We start from the raw sequence: 15,903 nt of genomic DNA, 5'->3' as shown, positions 1-15,903 counted from the left end.
ATCAAGGCCCGCCACCAGGGACATCCTGGAGCGGGCCTTTGCATTTGTCAGGACAATCTCGGGATCTTGCTAACAGGGCTGCTACACCGGGCTCCTGGCCGTTGATCGACTGGGCGAAGATGTCCGCCGCCGAGGCTTCCGCCGCGCGGATCACGTGAGCGTAGACCCTGAGGGTGATCGAGGGATCGGCGTGGCCGAGGCGGGCCGCGACGACGTGGACCGGCACGCCGGCCAGGAGGAGCGTGGTCGCGTGGACGTGGCGAAGGTCGTGCAAGCGGGCATGCGGTAGCAGGTCATCCGGGTGGGCCTTGTTGTAGCGCTTGGTGAGGATCGGGAACAGCGAGCTGAGCGTGTCCGGGTGGACGGGCTCACCCCAGCCGGTCGTGAACACGTAGTCGCCACCACCTCGCCACTCAGGGCCGACCTTGAGCTTGTCGGCGGCCTGCATCTTGTGCTGGTTGCGCAGGACGGTGACGGTGCCGTCGTCGAGGCTGACGATGCGCTTCCTGTCGCTCTTGGTGGTCCCCTCGATGCGCGCGCCGTCGATGAAGGACGCCGAGCCTCTGATGACGAGCTGTTTGGCGTCGAGGTCCACGTCCGACCACCGGAGGTGAAGGAGCTCGCCACGACGTGCGCCGGTGTAGGCCGCCAAGTGGAAGAAGGACCAGAGGCGATGATCGCGGGAGTACCGAAGGAACGCCTTGAGCTGTTCCGCGGTCCAGACGGTGCCCGGTTCCCTGATCTCTCGGCGGGGACGCTTGGCCTTCTCGACCGGGCTGGACGAGAGCAACTCGTCGACGTTCACCGCGTCGCGGAAGGCCTTCCGGAGGATGGCGTGGACGTAGTCGACCGTGCGGGAGGACAGGGGTCGTCCGTTCTTGCCGCCGCCGGCCATGAGGTCCCGGTACAGCTTCGTGATCGTGGACGCCCGGACGGCCTGCAGTCGCAGGGTGCCGATGTTGGGCTTGATGTACCGGGTGATCATGTGCCGGTAGTCGGCGAGCGTCTTGGGCTTGATCTCGACCGCGTGGGCCTCGAACCACTCGTCGAGATACTCGCGGACCGTGATGGTGCTGCGGTCGACGTACTCGCCGCGGCGGGCCTTGACCCGTGCTTCATCGCGAGCGGCCTTGGCGTCGTCCTCGGTGACGAAGCCGCCCACCCATCGAGGCTTGCTCTCCCCCGTTTCGGGGTCGCGGACTCTGATCACGTATGACCAGGTGGTGCCGCGCTTCATGACGCCGTCGCGCAGTTTGGGTGTCTTCTTCTTGCGCGGTTGCTGGTCCGGGGCGCCGACGAGTGTCTTGGTCATACGGCGATCTCCTTCCTGGTCAGGTGGGTGATGTAGTCGGTGAGGGCGGAGACGGGGATGCGGCGGGAGCCGTCGATGCGGACGGAGTCGACCGCGCCGGTGGCGAGCAGTTGGTAGAGCTTGCTGCGCGATATGGCCAGGGCTTCAGCTGCCTCGGGGACCGTGAGGAGTAGCCGCGTCATGGGCAGCCCCCCGCCAGGGGCGTGTTGGTGATGGCCGCCGCAAGTAGCTGGTCTCCGGCGCTGTAGCCCTTTCCTGCGTAGGTCCATTCGCTGATCACGAGAACGATGTCCTCGTCAAAGAAGGGCAGACGGCCTGTCGTGATCTCGTGGTCGCGGGCGTGCTGCTCACGGGCGGCGCGGAGTTCGCCGAGGGTGGTGGAGTAGCGGCGGGATCGGGTCGAGAAGTGCCCGCGGAAGCCAAGCATGTGGGCCCAGTTGGCGAGGCGGAGGTCGGCCAGGTCCTCTATGGCGGCGAGGCGGAGGCATTCGGCAATCAGTCGCTTGGGGTGTTCACGGAGGTTGTAGGCGTCGAGGTTGTCGAGGGGATTGATGCGGCGGTCGAGGGTGCCGACGCACTCGGCCGCCTTGGTCGCGTACTTGGCGATGTAACCAGCGACGGCTTGTTCGGTGAGGTCGCCGTTCAGAGTGATGGGGCGGGTGTCGATCTGTTGGCCCCACTTGAGGAGGCTGGCGGGTTGGTCGTCGATGGCAGGCACGAGGGCGCTGACGACCTGGGCTGCGTGTCGTACGGCTTGCGTCAGGGCGTCGGTGGTGGCCCAAGGCGGTGGTGGCGCGGTAGGGCCACCTGGGCCGTCGAGGCGGATGACTGCGTGGAAGTGGACGACGCCGCGCCGCTGATATTCGGCGACCTTGGCAAAGGAAACCGTGAGGTGTTCGCGGAGCTCCTTGAGGGTCAGGCCGCCGAGCTTGGCCAGGCGGCGGCGTAGGGAGTCGGCGAGGCGCTTCCACAGCAGCGGCGCCAGGGCGTTGAAGAGGACAGAGCCGGTGTAGTCGTAGCAGTCTGGGCACAGCGGCTCGCCAAGGTGTGGATCATCAGGGCTGTGCTTGGCTGTGCAGGACATGATGCGCCCGTGTGGGCAGGTTCCGGCGTTGCGGCGGGCGTGGCAGGGCAGGACCTTGTCGTTTTGCTCGCGTCGAACATGGACCGTTCCAAAAATTGGGTGCGGTGAGGGTGACGAACAGCGTGGGATGCGCGGTGACACTCGGGCACGCCCTTGCCGCCGATCAGCCCTGCGCGGATGAGGTGGTAGGTGTCGGCGCGGTAGACCTCGGCGCAGGCCGGGCAGCGAGAGGCGCGGCGGGTCTTGCACGGCAGGCGAAGGACGCCGTCGGGTTCGTGGCGGGTGGTGTAGCGGTGAAGGAGTTGGCCGGTGGCGCGGTCGTAGTGGTCGACCTTCTTGCTTGCTGTGTCAGCTCCATCGGTATTCATGCAGGTCACGCTAGCCTGCGGCTTTCACGGCGAATTTGAGCCGACCTGATCGTTCACATAAGAAAAGTGCCCTTGAACTGGGAGGATCGGACTTGTCTAAGGCCCCGTCCACCCCAGATCAGAAGGCACTTTCCGAGTGAACTCTACCGCTTCCCGCAGCAAGATCACTGTGTCCGCCGACGGCCGTGGGCTGGTCTCACACGGCGGGGGTCTGCTGCTGGTGCAGATGCTGCGCATCACCGGAGTGGAAAAAGCCCTATCCGAGCGGCTGGAGCGGTGGCGGCCCAGCCGCGCCGTCCACGACCCCGCAAAGATCATCACTGATCTGGCCCTTACCCTGGCGCTCGGCGGAGACTGCTTGGCCGATATCGCCATGCTGCGCTCCCAGCCCGAACTGTTCGGCCCCGTCGCCTCCGACCCGACCGTCTCACGCCTGATCGACCGGCTCGCCGCCGATGAGGTCCGCGCGCTGAAGGCCATCCGCGCCGCCCGCGCCACCGCGCGTGAACGCGCTTGGCAGCTGGCCGGTCATCACGCCCCCGGAACCGACGGCCAGCCCGTGATCGTCGACCTCGACGCCACCATTGTGATCTCTCACTCCGACAAGCAGCACGCGGCACCGACCTGGAAGAAAAGCTACGGCTTCCACCCGATGACCGCCTTCGCCGACCATCACGGCGACGGCGACGGCGGCGGCGGCGGCGGCGAACCGCTGACCCTGCTGCTGCGGCCCGGCAACGCCGGCTTCAACACCGCCGCCGACCACATCGAGACCACCCGGCTCGCCCTGGCCCAGCTACCGCGCGTCCAGCGATGCAACGTCCTCATCCGCACCGATTCCGGTGGCGGCACCCACGAATTCCTGAACTGGCTCACCCGCCCCGGACGCTGGCTGAAGTACTCCATCGGCTTCACCATCACCGACGACATCGCCGCTGCCATCCTCAAACTGCCCGCCACCGCCTGGACCCCCGCCTACAACGCCGACCGCCAACCACGGCCCCGCGCCTGGGTCGCCGAACTCACCGGCCTGCTCGACCTGACCGGCTGGCCCAAGGGCATGCGCGTCATCGTCCGCAAAGAACGCCCGCACCCCGGCGCCCAACTGCGCTTCACCGACCTCGACGGACACCGTTTCACCTGCTTCGTCACCGGCACCCCCGGCTGTCAGCTCGCCGATCTGGAACTACGTCACCGCCGCCGCGCCCGCGCCGAAGACCGCATCCGCGCCGCCAAGGACACCGGCCTGCGCAACCTGCCCCTGCACGACTTCACCCAGAACCAGATCTGGCTCGAGATCGTCGCTCTGGCCTGCGAACTGCTCGCGTGGATGCAAATGCTCGCCCTGCACGACACCGACGCCCGCCGCTACGAGCCCAAACGCCTGCGGCTCCGCCTGCTCGCCGTCGCCGGCCGCCTGGTGCACGGAGGCCGCCGCCTGCGTCTCCGCATCCCCACGCGATGGCCCTGGGCCGGCCAGATCCTTACTGCCCTGGCACGCCTGCACGCCCTGCCGGCACCAACCTGACCAGCACCAACCCGCTCCACGACCAGGAAAGGAAACCCCGCGGGCCCGTGGAACCCCGCCCACCCGGCGCGACAGCCGGGCACCCACGCTGACCACAGCGGGAAAATCGACCTCCAGCCGAACCTCTCAGCCGACCAACTCAAGGTCGAGAAAGATCGAGGCTAGGCACGTGAGTCCTACAGCCACCGCCCTCCTACAGCGGGTGCGCGGCCTCGAATCATGGCGAGGCTCAGACCCAAGCGGAGGCTGGATATCGGGTTGCAGTACACGCGGCTGGTGTTGTCGGGCGTGAGACGGTCCAGGCGTGACGTACCAGGGGCAACGACCTGTTCTCTCCCTGTCAGCCCCTTACCGGGCCTGACAGGTGTAGGCGGCAGCACCGGCGATAGTTACTCGACCCCCAACTCCCAATCAACCGAGTCAGGCTGACGAGTATTTGCGCAGCATCTGCTCCTGTATTCCCCCTCTACCTGAAGCGCTTCAAGGCGCGGTTCAGCGCGGCGAACTCTGTGGACGGCATGATTCCGGGAGTCTGCATGATGGCGTCCACGCTTCTGGCGTTCAAGCGCATGCAGCCCGCGTTATCCGGCTGGTCGATCTTCCATGAAGATCCTTGGGGCTGGATGTGGGGATCCTCTCCATGATTAACCAGGGCGAATGTCCCGATGTTAATGTAACCATCATCTGTGTCGTGAAGTTCGATGGCGGTGACGCCTATCCAGGGAGTCAGCATTGCTTCTTGCCCGCTAGGACCGATAGTCACGGTGAACCGCTGGACTTTCGCTGACTCGACCTCGAAGTTGGTATTCTTCGTCATGGTGAACGGCGTCTTTTTGGAGACGGGAACGCTGAACTGGTAAGTGGCGGAGCTCCTCACAGGGCCACCTACGGCCCAGCAACTTCCAAGGTTTTCCGAGCGCAATACGGTGACTCTGACTTTATTCACGATTGCTGGCCCACTTCCACGGTTACTAAGCGTGATGTCGATTGCGGGCACGCTAACCTCTGCTGTCTTGGTCGAAGCGTCTCTCTCCTGCGCCGCCCCCTTCGATGGCTTGGTGAGGTGCGCGGAGACCACAGACAGGTCCAGCTGCCCCCTATGTTCGGCCTCCTTTTTCGTCGTCTCGTTCGCCTCCCACGAGACGACTAGAGCGAAGGCGCTCACTATCAGCGACGCGAAGGCGATCATGGTCCCAGTGAGAGCGAGCTTGTTGCTGGGTGTGCGCCACGACTCGTTGCCTGTCACGGCCTTCTCGTTCCTTTCGGTAACGTCGAGTGGTCAAACGACCAGTTCGGTGCCGGTGCCGATGTCGTAGGCGTTGAGCTGCGCCGTGTACACGTCATAGATGTATGCCAACTCGCGGCCCACCAGCAGATTCGAGTCTTTGGGCACGGGAGTGGACCAGATCACCTCGCCGGCGTCTGTGGCGATGGCCGTCAGTTCGATGCCGTGGGTCAACGCCATCCCGGGGGTACCAGTGCCGACGCTGTACGGCATTTTGAGCCCTGTAAGCCACCGTCTCTTGCCTGTCTGGGGATCAAATGCGCCCAGGGGATACAGGCCCGTGTCATCGGATACGGTCGGGTTAACGAGGAGGAAACCATCGTGGAGGTGAAGTTCGGGCGACAGGTTCTTCTGCGGCAAGGGCGTAGACCACACCATCTTCCCCGTGTCGGAGTTCAGGGCGAGGAGCCGATGCTCGGCTGGCACGTAAAGTAGACCTTCGGCCGCAAGTGCGGTGCTGCCGAGAGGTGGCAGGAAGCGGGACCACCGTGTATGGCCCGTGGTGGCCGATACGGTCCGCACCTCCGTGTTGACGGGCTCGAAGACTCTCGCAGTGCCGACTCCCTTTTTGTGGATGGTTTTCTCGACGCTCCTGTGGGCAATCATGTGCACGCTGTCGCCGGATGTCTTCAACGCCAGCTGGTCCGCTCCCGGGAAATTGGTCGACCATCGTACTTGCCCGGTTCTCGCGTCTAGTGCTACCACCCCGCTGTGAGTGTTCGCTATCAGGAGTGTGTCACCGAGCCGCAATGCTGAGCTTTGCCCACTCCCGTTGATCTTGGTTTGCCAGCGGACTTCACCCGTCAGTTTCGACATTCCATATACGGCCGTATTGGTTACCGCCAGGATCCCATCAGGAAGGGGTACGGCGGCCAGGCCGCCTTCGGGGAATGTGTGCTGCCACATGTGGCGCCCGTCTGCGGCACATAAGGCCGTGAGTTCATCCCCTTGATCTTTGGTTTGTCCGCCGATGAAGACCTGTCGCGATTCGACAATGATTCGCGAGGACTCGGATATATTCGGGGAGAAGGGCGTGAATTTTACGGTTTTGCGCCAAACTAGGTGCCCATTGCGCGACTCTCGCAACCATGCGGTTCGATCGTCTCCCGCTCCGTACAGCCAGTTATCTAGGAGAACGAGGGAGTGCGACTTACCGGGTAAGCGCAGAGGCCATCGCGATGGCGTGGCCTGTCGAACGGGTTGAGGCCAGGATGGGCAGTGCGGTGTGCCAGGGCGTGCCGTGTCCCCTGTGATTGCATAGGTAGTGATCACAGTTGCACAGAAGGGCAAAAGGGACACGCGGGCAACGAATGATCTTCGTGACATGCTCTGAGGCGCGGGCGAGGGGGGCATGCCTACTACTGCCATCCTTTCCGTCCATAATGTCCGCTATTAAGAAGATTTGACGTGAACATGACGGGTATTCAGCATTTTTGCGGATAGGCCGTTTGGGCGCCTGTCGACCGAGAGAAGAGTGCCCATAATGCCCACAATCCGAAAATAGGTGAAATCCGATTGGGCTCGATCCATTAACAAGCGAGCACAATTCGGACACTGCTTTCCTTCTTGCCGCTCGTTAACGCTGCCGTCGATGGAGACAAACGCATGACCAGCTTTGGTGGTTCCCGACACCATACGATCCAATTACCGGGAAGATCGTTCTAGGTCTCTCTGAAGGGTCTCTCGATCCGCCAACGCGGCAACACTGTCCCTGGTCTTCGTCACGTTCATCCAGGCCAAAATGGAGGCCGACATCATCCGACGCGCCTCCGAGATCGCAGCAGCCGAGGTGAACCAGCGGCATAGTAACGGGCTGGCAACCGGGATCTGCGGTGGGACCCACAGGGAACCTTTCCCATGTGAAGACTCGCCGGGTCAGGGACATGTGCGGGATGATCTTCGTAGCGAGATGTTCTATGCATAGCTTTGCCCAGCTCAGGCGATGCGAACCGGCCATGACGTCTCCGCTCTCCTAAACCGGGCGCCACAGGTCGAATCCTGCCGGAGGCGCCGGGCTCAACTGAAGTTAAGTGCCCTTGACCAGTAGAAATGCGGGTCAGGGGCTTCTTCGTGTGTCCGGCGCTGTCCGGCTATCACTGATCGTTTGCGGTTGATCGTGCCCGATACGTGCCCGAGTCCCGACGCATAGCGCGCACGCATGAGAGGTGTACGCCGGAGCGGGGGTTAGGTAGTGTCCGGGTCGTGCGCCAGGGTGCCCGCAAGTTATCGACTGCCGCGATGCTCGTCTTGCTCATGCTGGTGACGAGCTGCACGGGGGACGCCGACATACCCCCGTTGGACGAGGCCGCGAAGCTGCTCATTGCGGACGGCGACAAACTACTCGCCTCTCAGGACCTAGCCGCCGCAGGCTCCGCCACCGCGACCGAAAGAGCGGACCGGGACAGCGAAGTAGGGTGCTTGAAGGGTCATGTTCAGCGGTTCTTTCGGGCGCAGGGTGACCTCACTGGGCCGCCCTATAAGCAGACGCCGGGGAGCGCGGTCGGGTTGATGGCGAGTTGGCTACGGTTACGCGGCTACAACAAGGTTGTGGATGACCTCGATCTTCGTGATGAGAATCTCGGCGCGGCAGTGCTGCGGAATCCGCAGACCGGCATCACCTTCTTCGTGACCGTGCGCAACGGGCAGAAGCCGCACATCATGATCGTGGGCAAGACCAGCTGCTACGAACGTGAAAGCTAGCCTCCAGTCTAGGTGGGCAGCTGGGCGGCCTCGGCGCGTGCGGCCTGGGCTTGCTTACGGAGACGGTCGGCCGTGGATGTGCAGTCTTCCCGGAGCAAGTCGATCTCGCGGGCCAACTGCACGGCCTGAGAGGTGAATCGGCCCGCAGCCGGCCCCTTCCAGAACGCGTCAACACCTTGCGGCCTGGCCAGCGTGCCGGCGAAGACCTCATCCAAGTCTTCGGCGTACCGCGTGAGGGCGGCGGCGACCTGTTCCTTCTCGGCGGCCTGCTGAAGCAGCTGGCCTTGGCTGGGGATGGTCATGCTCAGCCTCCTCGCGCTTCCAGGGCCTTCTTCAATCCGTCGTAGAGACGCCCGCGGATCGCCATCCGCACCTCATTGCGTTGGTCTTCGGTCAACGGCTTCTGACCATGCTGGGCGAGCGATGCGTTCACCAACGCGGCCTGTTGCTGCACAATGCTGTCCGCGACGTCCCCGGCCGCGGCCGGGGTCTTCTTGTCGAGGTAATCCGTGATCATTCCCTTGAGGCCATTCTTGGCCTCATCCAGCGCCACGTCTCGGACTGTGGCCGCCGTGGCGTCTTGGATGGGCCAGAACCTGTTGGACATCCAGGAGACGGGAATCAGCGCGACGTCAGCGAGCCAGTCCGCGTACTCATCGTCGGTCCACTCCGCGTAGGTCGAGCCGGCCAGCATCAGATTCGCCGCGCCTCCGGCAAGCGCCGCGCGGGAGGTGAACTCGTGCTGGGTGGCTTCGTCCCCAAACGGCCTGAACCGGCCGATGTCCATGCCCACGGTGTAGTCCTGCATCGCCTTCATCAACGTTTTCGCCGCGTCTTTGTCCTGCATGAGCCCGCCCATGAACCGGGACGCGGCCTCCGGGTCGACGCCGTCCCAGGGCGGCCCTGGATACAGCCGTGTCAGCTCTGGCGAGTCGCGCTTGGACTGTCCGCGGGCGAGCTGGTCGAGGTAGGGCGCGACGTTCTTGGCGAGAGTCTCGCTGATCGGCGAATCCTTGAACGTCCCCCACGAGCCGCCGATCCACGGACTGTCCTCCGCACCCATCTCCCGAATGATGTTGACCCACGCCTGAGCACGCACGCTGTCCACTCCCGCGCCAGGTTTCAACGCCTTGTCCAGAACGCCGGCCAGCTTCTTCTCGAAGTCGGGGATGCCGCTCATCCGGGCGCGCTGCGGATGCAGGAACCAGCCCGGGGCGTCCTTGTTCTCGGCCAGCAGCGTTTGTAACGCCTGCGGATTGGCGTCATACGCCTCCACCAGCACGTTCAGGTTCCAGTTCTCGCTTGTCGGCAGATCCGCAGTGAGTGGACGACCGAGCACCCGCACCGCCACCTGGTTAAGGAGCCTGGTCGAAGGTTTGGACATCCCGACCAGCGCCGTCAACACGCCCGGCTGGGTCGTCTTCATGAACTTCTCGCCCCACTCCTCACCCAGCCTTCCCGCACGTTCGGCGTTGGCATACGCCTCGGCCAACGGACCAAGAGTCTCCTTCCCCTCCTTGAGCGCGTGGGGCGAAAGTCCCTTGTCCATGGCCGGGCCCCTGTTCTTCATGAAGTGCATGAACAGCGCACGGAATTTGTCCGGCCCGAGGGCGGCCAGCAAGGCAGCGGCGTAGGCGGGATCGTTCAACTTCGCCTTGGTCGCTGCCGTCGCGGCAGTGACCTTGCGCCAGCTCTCCACCGAGTTCTCGATCTCATGCTGCTTGAGCGCCCCAGCGATGGCTGTCGCATCGGCTTTCCCCTGACGAGCGGCCTCCGTCTCGCTGGCGAACGTCAAGACGCCGCTCAACAGGCTGCCCCCCGAGGTCGGAACCATCTGCTTGAGGGTGTCGATGCGCCATTTGAGGTCCCGTTGAGTGTCGTCGAAGAACGCCCAAGACCGGTGCAGGGCGGCCACTCCCTGCTGACCGGTCCACGATGCGCCTGCCTCCGCGATGGCCGTCTCAAGGCCGTGCCGGGTGCGGCCCAGGATGTCCTTGCCGGTCTCCATCTGCCGGATCAGTTGACCCGCGCCGCGAGGGTCGATCCCGACGAACTCCCCCATGCCCCCTCCCGGAGGGTGTGGCTACACGGCGGAAGTCAAGCACAACGGGCGTCTCGGGTAAACGCGTTATACATTCCTATTAGGAAGCTGAACCACTCTTGTGCGCTTAGTCGTAATAAGTCTGGATGTGGCCACGCATAGCCGCGACTCCTGAGGAACAGACTCTTTGCGCAGGTCAAAGAGACAGAGCCGACGAAGACCCCCTCTCCCAACACAGGCGTCTCGAAGGTCATGGAGGCATACCGGTCCGAATACTGGCCCTTTTCGGATCTCGCCCCAGCTACGCCTCAATTGTCTGGCTTCACAGGATGCGGCGACGCGCGGGGGAGATTTTCGCCAATCCCCAGCATCGCAAGATGAACCCGGCCAGTCAGTTGATGCCGTGACGATCGCCTACTTCTGTGCGCCGTTCGTGGTCGGGGCGATCGCCGCCAAGCCCCTCCTTCGTCGGGTCTTGCCATCGGGCAACTACGGCTCAGGTGATGGCCACGCCAGCGGAGCGTTACGGTTGGACGATCTTGCTAACGGAGGTCGCGTCAATCTATCCAGGTAACGCGAACGATCAGCACAAGCAGCAGATGCTCCGCGACGATGAAGTTGAGGAACCCACGTCCGCCGAACAAATCGAGGGTTCGAAGACCTCCCCCATGCAGCGGGCCTCTACCGGCGCGGATCGCGTCCCTTCCGAGGACTGCGAGTTGGTCGGCAAGCCGCTCGACCTCAAGGATGACGGTCGGCGGGAGCCCAGCTATGACATGCTCGGCGTCGGGGTTGTACTCCCAGGTCCAGGCGTCACTCACCGACGGCCTCTCGGCGCGCGGATGTCGTGATCTCGGTGATTTCGGCCAAGGCGGTGGCCAACTTGACTCTGTCGGTGGCCGTGGCGACTTCTGCCTCCAACGCCTGTAGGCGGGCCGCTCGGGCAGGATGGCGCTGAATCGCTACGAACTCGCCCCATTGCTGCAAGAAGTTCTGCAGAGGTGCGACGGTGCTCTGCCTCGCCGCCTGCTCTGTCGCCTGGTCGAGATGGTCAACAAACTGGCCGAGGTAGGCCGGAGCGATCTGAGCGACTGCCGCCCGAAGGGCAGCGGTGGTCAATGGCGGGCGAGGGATCAGTGCCTCGCCGTCCTGATGCGGGGTGGACATCGTTGACCTCCAAGCTGTACGCCTCCACGCTACCGATACCGCTACACCCTTTCCACCCTGGAATCGCAGGTCGAAGGCCCCGATGTAGGTGGCCGGATCGCGTAATCGTCAGGATAGACTTCCGCCGGATCTTGCTAACGCTGTTGCTAACAACGTCCCCGGACGCCAGTGTACGCCCATGGAAGCTGATCAAGCCGAGAAGCCGCTGAGCAGGCACTTCTGGCACTGGTAGACGTTCGTGGACGATCTCGAACTGGCTACGGATCAGAAGGTTAGGGGTTCGAGTCCTCTCGGCCGCGCTTCAGCTCAAAGGCCCTCTGGGATCATCCCAGGGGGCTTTTTTGATCTCCGTACGGCACCGCGGGCCCACACAGCCCGTCTTCTGCAGACAGCGCGCGAAGAAGGACGAACCCTGTAACCCGCCGTCGGCCAGATCAGTGTGATCTTCTCGTGCCAATCATGCAGGTGCTCCAGGCAGACTCCACAACCGCGTCCGACGAATCCACGATCAGCGCTCGTGTGAACGTCCCATTTCTGCAGGACGGGGGCGCCGAGGGCGACGTCGTGCGCTTCATCACCGACGACGACGGCCTTCACTGGGTCCTGTGAGCGGGTGGAAGCGTCGGGCAATTGCACCCGTCCGGTCCGCCGGTGCCCGATGGACCGTTGGGGCGAAGCGCACAGGCCGTGCACGAGCGGTCGGCACCGTTCGGCCTGGGCGGGGAATCCTTCGGCTCGGAGCTTCCCCTGGTCGCCTTCACCGTGCCGGCTGACGCAGACTTCGGGCAGATTAGGGCGCTGCTGACGCGAGGCCGAATGGATGGATGGTGGCACTTCGAGGAGTCCTGCATCACCGACGCCTGGCGAAGCGCACAGCGATCGGTTGTTCACGAGCACGAAGCCGGCTACCTCGCTCCGCGAGCCCATACCCTCAGGCCATGAGCACAACTGTGGATACGGCCGCCATCACCAATCTGATCGCCAAGTACGCCGAACGGGTCGACACCGGAGACTTCGTCGGCGTCGGCGAACTGTTCGCCGACGGGGTGTTCATCGGCAGTGGCGCACCGGTCCATGGCCGGGAAGCCGTCGAGAAGATGCTCCGCGACACCGTGATCCTCTACGAGGACGGCACGCCGCGCACTCACCACGTCACGACCAACCTCGCCGTCGACATTGACGAGGAGGCAGGAACCGCCGCTGCGCGTTCATACGTCACCGTGTTTCAGGCCCTGCCCGACTTTCCGCTGCAGCCCGTTGCCGCAGGACGCTACAGCGACCGCTTTGAGCGCCGTGACGGAAGCTGGCGATTCGCGGAACGCCACGTCCGGATCCACCTGGTCGGCGATGTCAGCCGTCATTTGCGCGCCTAGCCTCTTCTGGGAAACGGCATCAGGCATCCCCGACTCGGTCCAAATATCGCTGCCCGGGGCACTCCCGAGATGAGCCAATCTTTGAAGTGGGTTCCTGGGCGAAAGCTTGCGCTGTTCAGGCGCTTGAGCAGCCACGATTCCTGTCGTCTGCAAATTGATGTGAGGCATTGCCGGCGTGTCTGAGGCATGGCGTGGTTTCTGCTATTTAGCTGAGGCACTCTGATGTTTGTCAACGACGGCCGAATTCTGGGTCTGGCACGAATTCCGTGAAGGGGTGGGCTCAGTCGGCGAGTAGGACGCGTTTGCGCAGGAGATCGGGGTTGGCTCGTCCATACATCTGTCGCTTGAGCATCTTGATGCGGTTGACGTGTCCCTCGACTGGGCCGGAGCTGTAGGGCAAGGTCAGACCCGCGCGGGCTGCGTCGAGATCGCGGCGCAGGCCCGTGATGAAGGAGCGTAGTTCGGGCAGGTCGTCGGCGTCGGCTGCGGCCATCCAGCGTTCGAGGTGGTGGCCGTGCCGGTTGACCATCATGTCGGCGAAGGCGCGGACGTGGTCGTAGAGCCTGGCCAGGGGTGGGCAGGCGGTGGTGAGTGCGTCCAGGTGGCGCTGCTCATCAGCGGTGAGGGTGGCGGGGTTGCGCAGCAGCCATCCGGTGGCTTGTCGTACTGTGGGCGGAGCTGGGAGCGGAGGTTTTCTGGTGGTGTCTGAGCGCCAGGGCTGTAGATATTGGCGGACGGTGGTCGGAGCGCCGCGATAGCCGCGTTCGCGCAGTTCCTGGTAGAGCTGTTCGGCGTTGGCGCAGCCGTCGTTCCAGCGCTGGCGCAGGTAGGGCTCGAAGGCGTCCAAGCCTCGCGGGCGGCGTCCGGTGCCATCCTTGACCAGCAGTTCCTCGGGAGTGGCGGCGCGGGCGAAACGGCGCACGGTGTTGCGGGCCAAGCCGAGCTCGGCGGCGATCGCGCGCAGGTCCCGTCCCTGGGCGAGCAGGTGGTGAATGGCAGCATGCCGCTGTCGCGTCCGCTTGGCCAGCGGTCCTGTTCGAGCCGGTGATTGGGTGTCTGGCTTGGCTGGCCGGGCGCCGGCTTCGCGGGTTTCGGTCGGTGGAGTGAGCGGCGGGAGCTCACGCAGGACGGTGCGGTGCTTGGCCAGGGTGCGTTCGACGGCCTCCCCGAGGTTTCTCCACATGTGCCAGCGATCAGCGACCTGGGTCGCCTCAGGTGCGCCGCGGGCGGCGCCTTCGGCATAGCTGCCGGCGCGGTCGCGGCAGATGATCTGGACGCCGGGGTGGTCGGTCAGCCAAGCGGCCAGCGCGTCGGCGGAGCGCTCGTCGAGCATGTCGATGGGCCGCCGGGTGGTGATGTCGATCAGGATGGTGCCGTAGCGGTGGCCCCGGCGCAGCGCGAAGTCATCCACTCCGAGCACCTGGGGCCCAGCTTGCAGAGCGGGCTCCGGCAGGGCGCGGATGATTCGGATCAAGGTCATCCGGCTCACCGCCGTGGCCAGCCGGTCGGTGAGCCGGGCACCGGCCCGGCCACCCAGCGCCAGCGCTATCACCCGTAACGTCTGCAGCAGGGCAGTGCTGTGGCGGCCGTAGCGCACGGTCAGCCCGGGCACCTGCTCGACGAACGTCTGCTTGCCGCATTCCAGGTTGTGGCAGAAGAAGCGCGTCACCAGCAGATGGATCAAGGTTTCCTGACCACCGATGGCGGCATCGCACAGCCGCCGTTCGTATCGGCTGTGCGCCCTCTCCGACACCCCTCCGCACGCGGGACATACCGCCTGCCACGTGCCCGTTCTGGCCTGGATCCGTACCGACTTACCGGAGCGGAACACCCGCTCGATACAGATGCCGGCCAGGTGAGGGAGAAAGACTTCCAGCAGCTCCGAGACAATCACTCAATATGATCAACAAGCCGCGAGCCGAGTCCACCGGAAGATCACGGAATGTGTGCCAGACCCAGTATTCACGCGTCGTCGACAATGTTGAGCGCCGGCTGGACTTCAGCGCTTGGCTACGGTGGCCGGGGCACCGGTAAATGTCGGTGTTCGGCAGCAGGTAGCCGTTACTGTGCCTCCATGTTGGATGCGCACGAGCGATTTGTGGCCTCCGGGCCGCTGCGGATTTGGACTGAGCGGATCGGGGATCCTGGGCTTCCCGCTGTTTTGATGGTGATGGGGTCGGCTGCTCAGGGTGTCAGTTGCCCTGATGCGCTGGTTGGCCGGCTTGTTGAGCGTGGGGTTCAGGTGATCCGGTTCGATCATCGCGACACCGGTCGGTCCAGCGTTGTCGACTTCGATGCTCATCCGTACACGATCGGGGATATGGCTCGCGACTGCCTGGCTGTGCTGGACGGTTATGGACTGGGCTCCGCTCATGTGGCTGGGACTTCCCTGGGCGGCATGATCGCGCAGTGGCTGGGGGTGCACGCGCCGGACCGGGTCCGGTCCTTGACCGTGATGTCCAGCTCGCCGATGGGTCATGATCCGGGTCCGGCGCGGGCACGGGCGCTGGCCGGGGAGCCGGCCGACCCGGATGATCTGCCGCCGCCGTCACCGGCGTTTCTCGCGCATCTGGCCGCTGGACTGCCGCCGGGTGTGGAGTCCGACGTGGCCTTGTTCCGGGTCTTCAACGGGCCGGTTCGGCCGTTCGACGAGCCGGCCGTCCGGGCGATGCTCGAGCTGGCGCTGTCGCGGGCTGCCGACCCGGCGGCCGCGGCCAACCATCACCGGGCCGTGTGGATGGACGCCCCTGACCTGCTCGCCCCGCTGTCGTCGATCACCGCGCCGACCTCGATCGTGCACGGCGACCAGGATCCGCTCTATCCGATCGGTCACGGCAAGGCCCTGGCTGCCGCGATTCCGGGCGCGGTACTGCACGTCGTGCCCGGAATGGGCCATGTCATGACTTCACCCGGACTGCCCGAGGAGGTGGCCGACCTGATCCGGCTGTGACCCGCCTTGAGGGGCGGGGCCGGACATCGTTATCAAGATCGGGTCCCTCTGCGTCACGCGATGGTGGTGCGGCAGCCCCGGCATGAGAAGCCACC

The 15,903-nt window shown here is 64.5% G+C and carries 16 protein-coding genes and 1 pseudogene; 6 read left to right on the top strand and 11 right to left on the bottom strand.

Translation table 11 applies throughout. The features are described from left to right. Position 1 precedes the first annotated feature (1 nt). The 4 genes and pseudogenes from ACFKCF_RS17830 to ACFKCF_RS17815 all read right to left on the bottom strand — a co-directional run. Positions 2–1,312 carry a tyrosine-type recombinase/integrase gene (locus ACFKCF_RS17830; protein ID WP_394494848.1) on the bottom strand — a complete coding sequence of 437 codons (1,311 nt, stop codon included), beginning with the start codon at positions 1,310–1,312 and terminating at the stop codon, positions 2–4. Next, positions 1,309–1,494 (bottom strand): helix-turn-helix domain-containing protein, encoded by a 186-nt coding sequence (locus tag ACFKCF_RS17825; protein WP_394494846.1) that lies wholly within the window; start codon positions 1,492–1,494, stop codon positions 1,309–1,311. Before ACFKCF_RS17825 ends, ACFKCF_RS17830 begins: the two co-directional genes overlap by 4 nt. Continuing rightward, a complete protein-coding gene (locus ACFKCF_RS17820; RefSeq protein ID WP_394494844.1) occupies positions 1,491–2,537 on the bottom strand; it encodes a replication initiator in 1,047 nt (348 codons plus the stop codon). The genes ACFKCF_RS17825 and ACFKCF_RS17820 overlap by 4 nt, the downstream gene beginning before the upstream one ends. Positions 2,538–2,569: 32 nt before the next feature. Then, positions 2,570–2,764, bottom strand: a pseudogene (locus ACFKCF_RS17815) (replication initiator); the annotation flags it as partial. 136 nt (positions 2,765–2,900) lie between these two features. On the opposite strand from ACFKCF_RS17815, the gene ACFKCF_RS17810 reads away from it, so the two are divergent. Continuing rightward, complete coding sequence (locus ACFKCF_RS17810; RefSeq protein ID WP_394494842.1) at positions 2,901–4,292, top strand: IS1380 family transposase; 1,392 nt, start codon at positions 2,901–2,903, stop codon at positions 4,290–4,292. A 466-nt stretch (positions 4,293–4,758) separates the two neighbouring features. Here ACFKCF_RS17810 and ACFKCF_RS17805 read toward each other — a convergent pair whose 3' ends face one another. Both ACFKCF_RS17805 and ACFKCF_RS17800 read right to left on the bottom strand, forming a co-directional pair. Continuing rightward, complete coding sequence (locus tag ACFKCF_RS17805; RefSeq protein ID WP_394494841.1) at positions 4,759–5,538, bottom strand: hypothetical protein; 780 nt, start codon at positions 5,536–5,538, stop codon at positions 4,759–4,761. 33 nt (positions 5,539–5,571) lie between these two features. Continuing rightward, on the bottom strand, positions 5,572–6,903 hold the full coding sequence (locus ACFKCF_RS17800; protein WP_394494839.1) for a PQQ-binding-like beta-propeller repeat protein: 1,332 nt from the start codon (positions 6,901–6,903) through the stop codon (positions 5,572–5,574). A gap of 912 nt (positions 6,904–7,815) precedes the next feature. Here ACFKCF_RS17800 and ACFKCF_RS17795 point away from each other — a divergent pair. Beyond that, positions 7,816–8,277: a hypothetical protein gene (locus ACFKCF_RS17795; RefSeq protein WP_394494837.1), complete on the top strand. Its 462-nt coding sequence runs from the start codon at positions 7,816–7,818 to the stop codon at positions 8,275–8,277. Positions 8,278–8,285: 8 nt separating this feature from the next. Here the strand turns inward: ACFKCF_RS17795 and ACFKCF_RS17790 are convergent, their stop codons facing one another. From ACFKCF_RS17790 to ACFKCF_RS17775, 4 genes are all read right to left on the bottom strand, one after another. Continuing rightward, positions 8,286–8,579, bottom strand: a complete 294-nt coding sequence (locus ACFKCF_RS17790; RefSeq protein ID WP_394494835.1) for a hypothetical protein — start codon at positions 8,577–8,579, stop codon at positions 8,286–8,288. 2 nt (positions 8,580–8,581) lie between these two features. Then, entirely contained in the window at positions 8,582–10,339 is a 1,758-nt protein-coding gene (locus ACFKCF_RS17785) for a hypothetical protein (protein ID WP_394494833.1), read from the bottom strand. Positions 10,340–10,875: 536 nt separating this feature from the next. Beyond that, positions 10,876–11,139, bottom strand: a complete 264-nt coding sequence (locus tag ACFKCF_RS17780) for a hypothetical protein (protein ID WP_394494831.1) — start codon at positions 11,137–11,139, stop codon at positions 10,876–10,878. Next, positions 11,132–11,485: a hypothetical protein gene (locus ACFKCF_RS17775; RefSeq protein WP_394494830.1), complete on the bottom strand. Its 354-nt coding sequence runs from the start codon at positions 11,483–11,485 to the stop codon at positions 11,132–11,134. The genes ACFKCF_RS17780 and ACFKCF_RS17775 overlap by 8 nt, the downstream gene beginning before the upstream one ends. A gap of 459 nt (positions 11,486–11,944) precedes the next feature. Here ACFKCF_RS17775 and ACFKCF_RS17770 point away from each other — a divergent pair, with 459 nt between their 5' ends. Genes ACFKCF_RS17770 through ACFKCF_RS17760 form a run of 3 tightly spaced genes read left to right on the top strand, consistent with a single transcriptional unit; the run spans position 11,945 to position 12,858 of the window. After that, positions 11,945–12,094: a hypothetical protein gene (locus ACFKCF_RS17770; protein WP_394494828.1), complete on the top strand. Its 150-nt coding sequence runs from the start codon at positions 11,945–11,947 to the stop codon at positions 12,092–12,094. A 42-nt stretch (positions 12,095–12,136) separates the two neighbouring features. Continuing rightward, positions 12,137–12,427 (top strand): DUF4265 domain-containing protein, encoded by a 291-nt coding sequence (locus ACFKCF_RS17765; protein ID WP_394494827.1) that lies wholly within the window; start codon positions 12,137–12,139, stop codon positions 12,425–12,427. After that, entirely contained in the window at positions 12,424–12,858 is a 435-nt protein-coding gene (locus tag ACFKCF_RS17760; protein WP_394494825.1) for a nuclear transport factor 2 family protein, read from the top strand. The genes ACFKCF_RS17765 and ACFKCF_RS17760 overlap by 4 nt, the downstream gene beginning before the upstream one ends. 280 nt (positions 12,859–13,138) lie before the next feature. On the opposite strand, the gene ACFKCF_RS17755 is transcribed toward ACFKCF_RS17760, so the two are convergent. Continuing rightward, positions 13,139–14,689, bottom strand: a complete 1,551-nt coding sequence (locus tag ACFKCF_RS17755) for an ISL3 family transposase (protein WP_394495104.1) — start codon at positions 14,687–14,689, stop codon at positions 13,139–13,141. A gap of 243 nt (positions 14,690–14,932) precedes the next feature. Here ACFKCF_RS17755 and ACFKCF_RS17750 point away from each other — a divergent pair, with 243 nt between their 5' ends. Next, positions 14,933–15,808 carry an alpha/beta fold hydrolase gene (locus ACFKCF_RS17750; protein WP_394494823.1) on the top strand — a complete coding sequence of 292 codons (876 nt, stop codon included), beginning with the start codon at positions 14,933–14,935 and terminating at the stop codon, positions 15,806–15,808. Positions 15,809–15,903 lie beyond the last annotated feature (95 nt).

This window comes from Nonomuraea sp. JJY05, from assembly GCF_043496855.1.
Taxonomy (GTDB): Bacteria; Actinomycetota; Actinomycetes; order Streptosporangiales; family Streptosporangiaceae; genus Nonomuraea.
Note: the sequence above shows the minus strand (reverse complement) of the source record. Positions and strands in the feature narration are given on the sequence as shown.

What these genes read in the sequence shown, in the direction of transcription:
- ACFKCF_RS17830 (WP_394494848.1), bottom strand. Translation starts at nt 1,312, where the DNA reads ATGACCAAGACACTCGTCGGCGCCCCGGACCAGCAACCGCGCAAGAAG.
- ACFKCF_RS17825 (WP_394494846.1), bottom strand. Translation starts at nt 1,494, where the DNA reads ATGACGCGGCTACTCCTCACGGTCCCCGAGGCAGCTGAAGCCCTGGCC.
- ACFKCF_RS17800 (WP_394494839.1), bottom strand. Translation starts at nt 6,903, where the DNA reads ATGTCACGAAGATCATTCGTTGCCCGCGTGTCCCTTTTGCCCTTCTGT.
- ACFKCF_RS17795 (WP_394494837.1), top strand. Translation starts at nt 7,816, where the DNA reads ATGCTCGTCTTGCTCATGCTGGTGACGAGCTGCACGGGGGACGCCGAC.
- ACFKCF_RS17790 (WP_394494835.1), bottom strand. Translation starts at nt 8,579, where the DNA reads ATGACCATCCCCAGCCAAGGCCAGCTGCTTCAGCAGGCCGCCGAGAAG.
- ACFKCF_RS17785 (WP_394494833.1), bottom strand. Translation starts at nt 10,339, where the DNA reads ATGGGGGAGTTCGTCGGGATCGACCCTCGCGGCGCGGGTCAACTGATC.
- ACFKCF_RS17775 (WP_394494830.1), bottom strand. Translation starts at nt 11,485, where the DNA reads ATGTCCACCCCGCATCAGGACGGCGAGGCACTGATCCCTCGCCCGCCA.
- ACFKCF_RS17770 (WP_394494828.1), top strand. Translation starts at nt 11,945, where the DNA reads ATGCAGGTGCTCCAGGCAGACTCCACAACCGCGTCCGACGAATCCACG.
- ACFKCF_RS17760 (WP_394494825.1), top strand. Translation starts at nt 12,424, where the DNA reads ATGAGCACAACTGTGGATACGGCCGCCATCACCAATCTGATCGCCAAG.
- ACFKCF_RS17750 (WP_394494823.1), top strand. Translation starts at nt 14,933, where the DNA reads ATGTTGGATGCGCACGAGCGATTTGTGGCCTCCGGGCCGCTGCGGATT.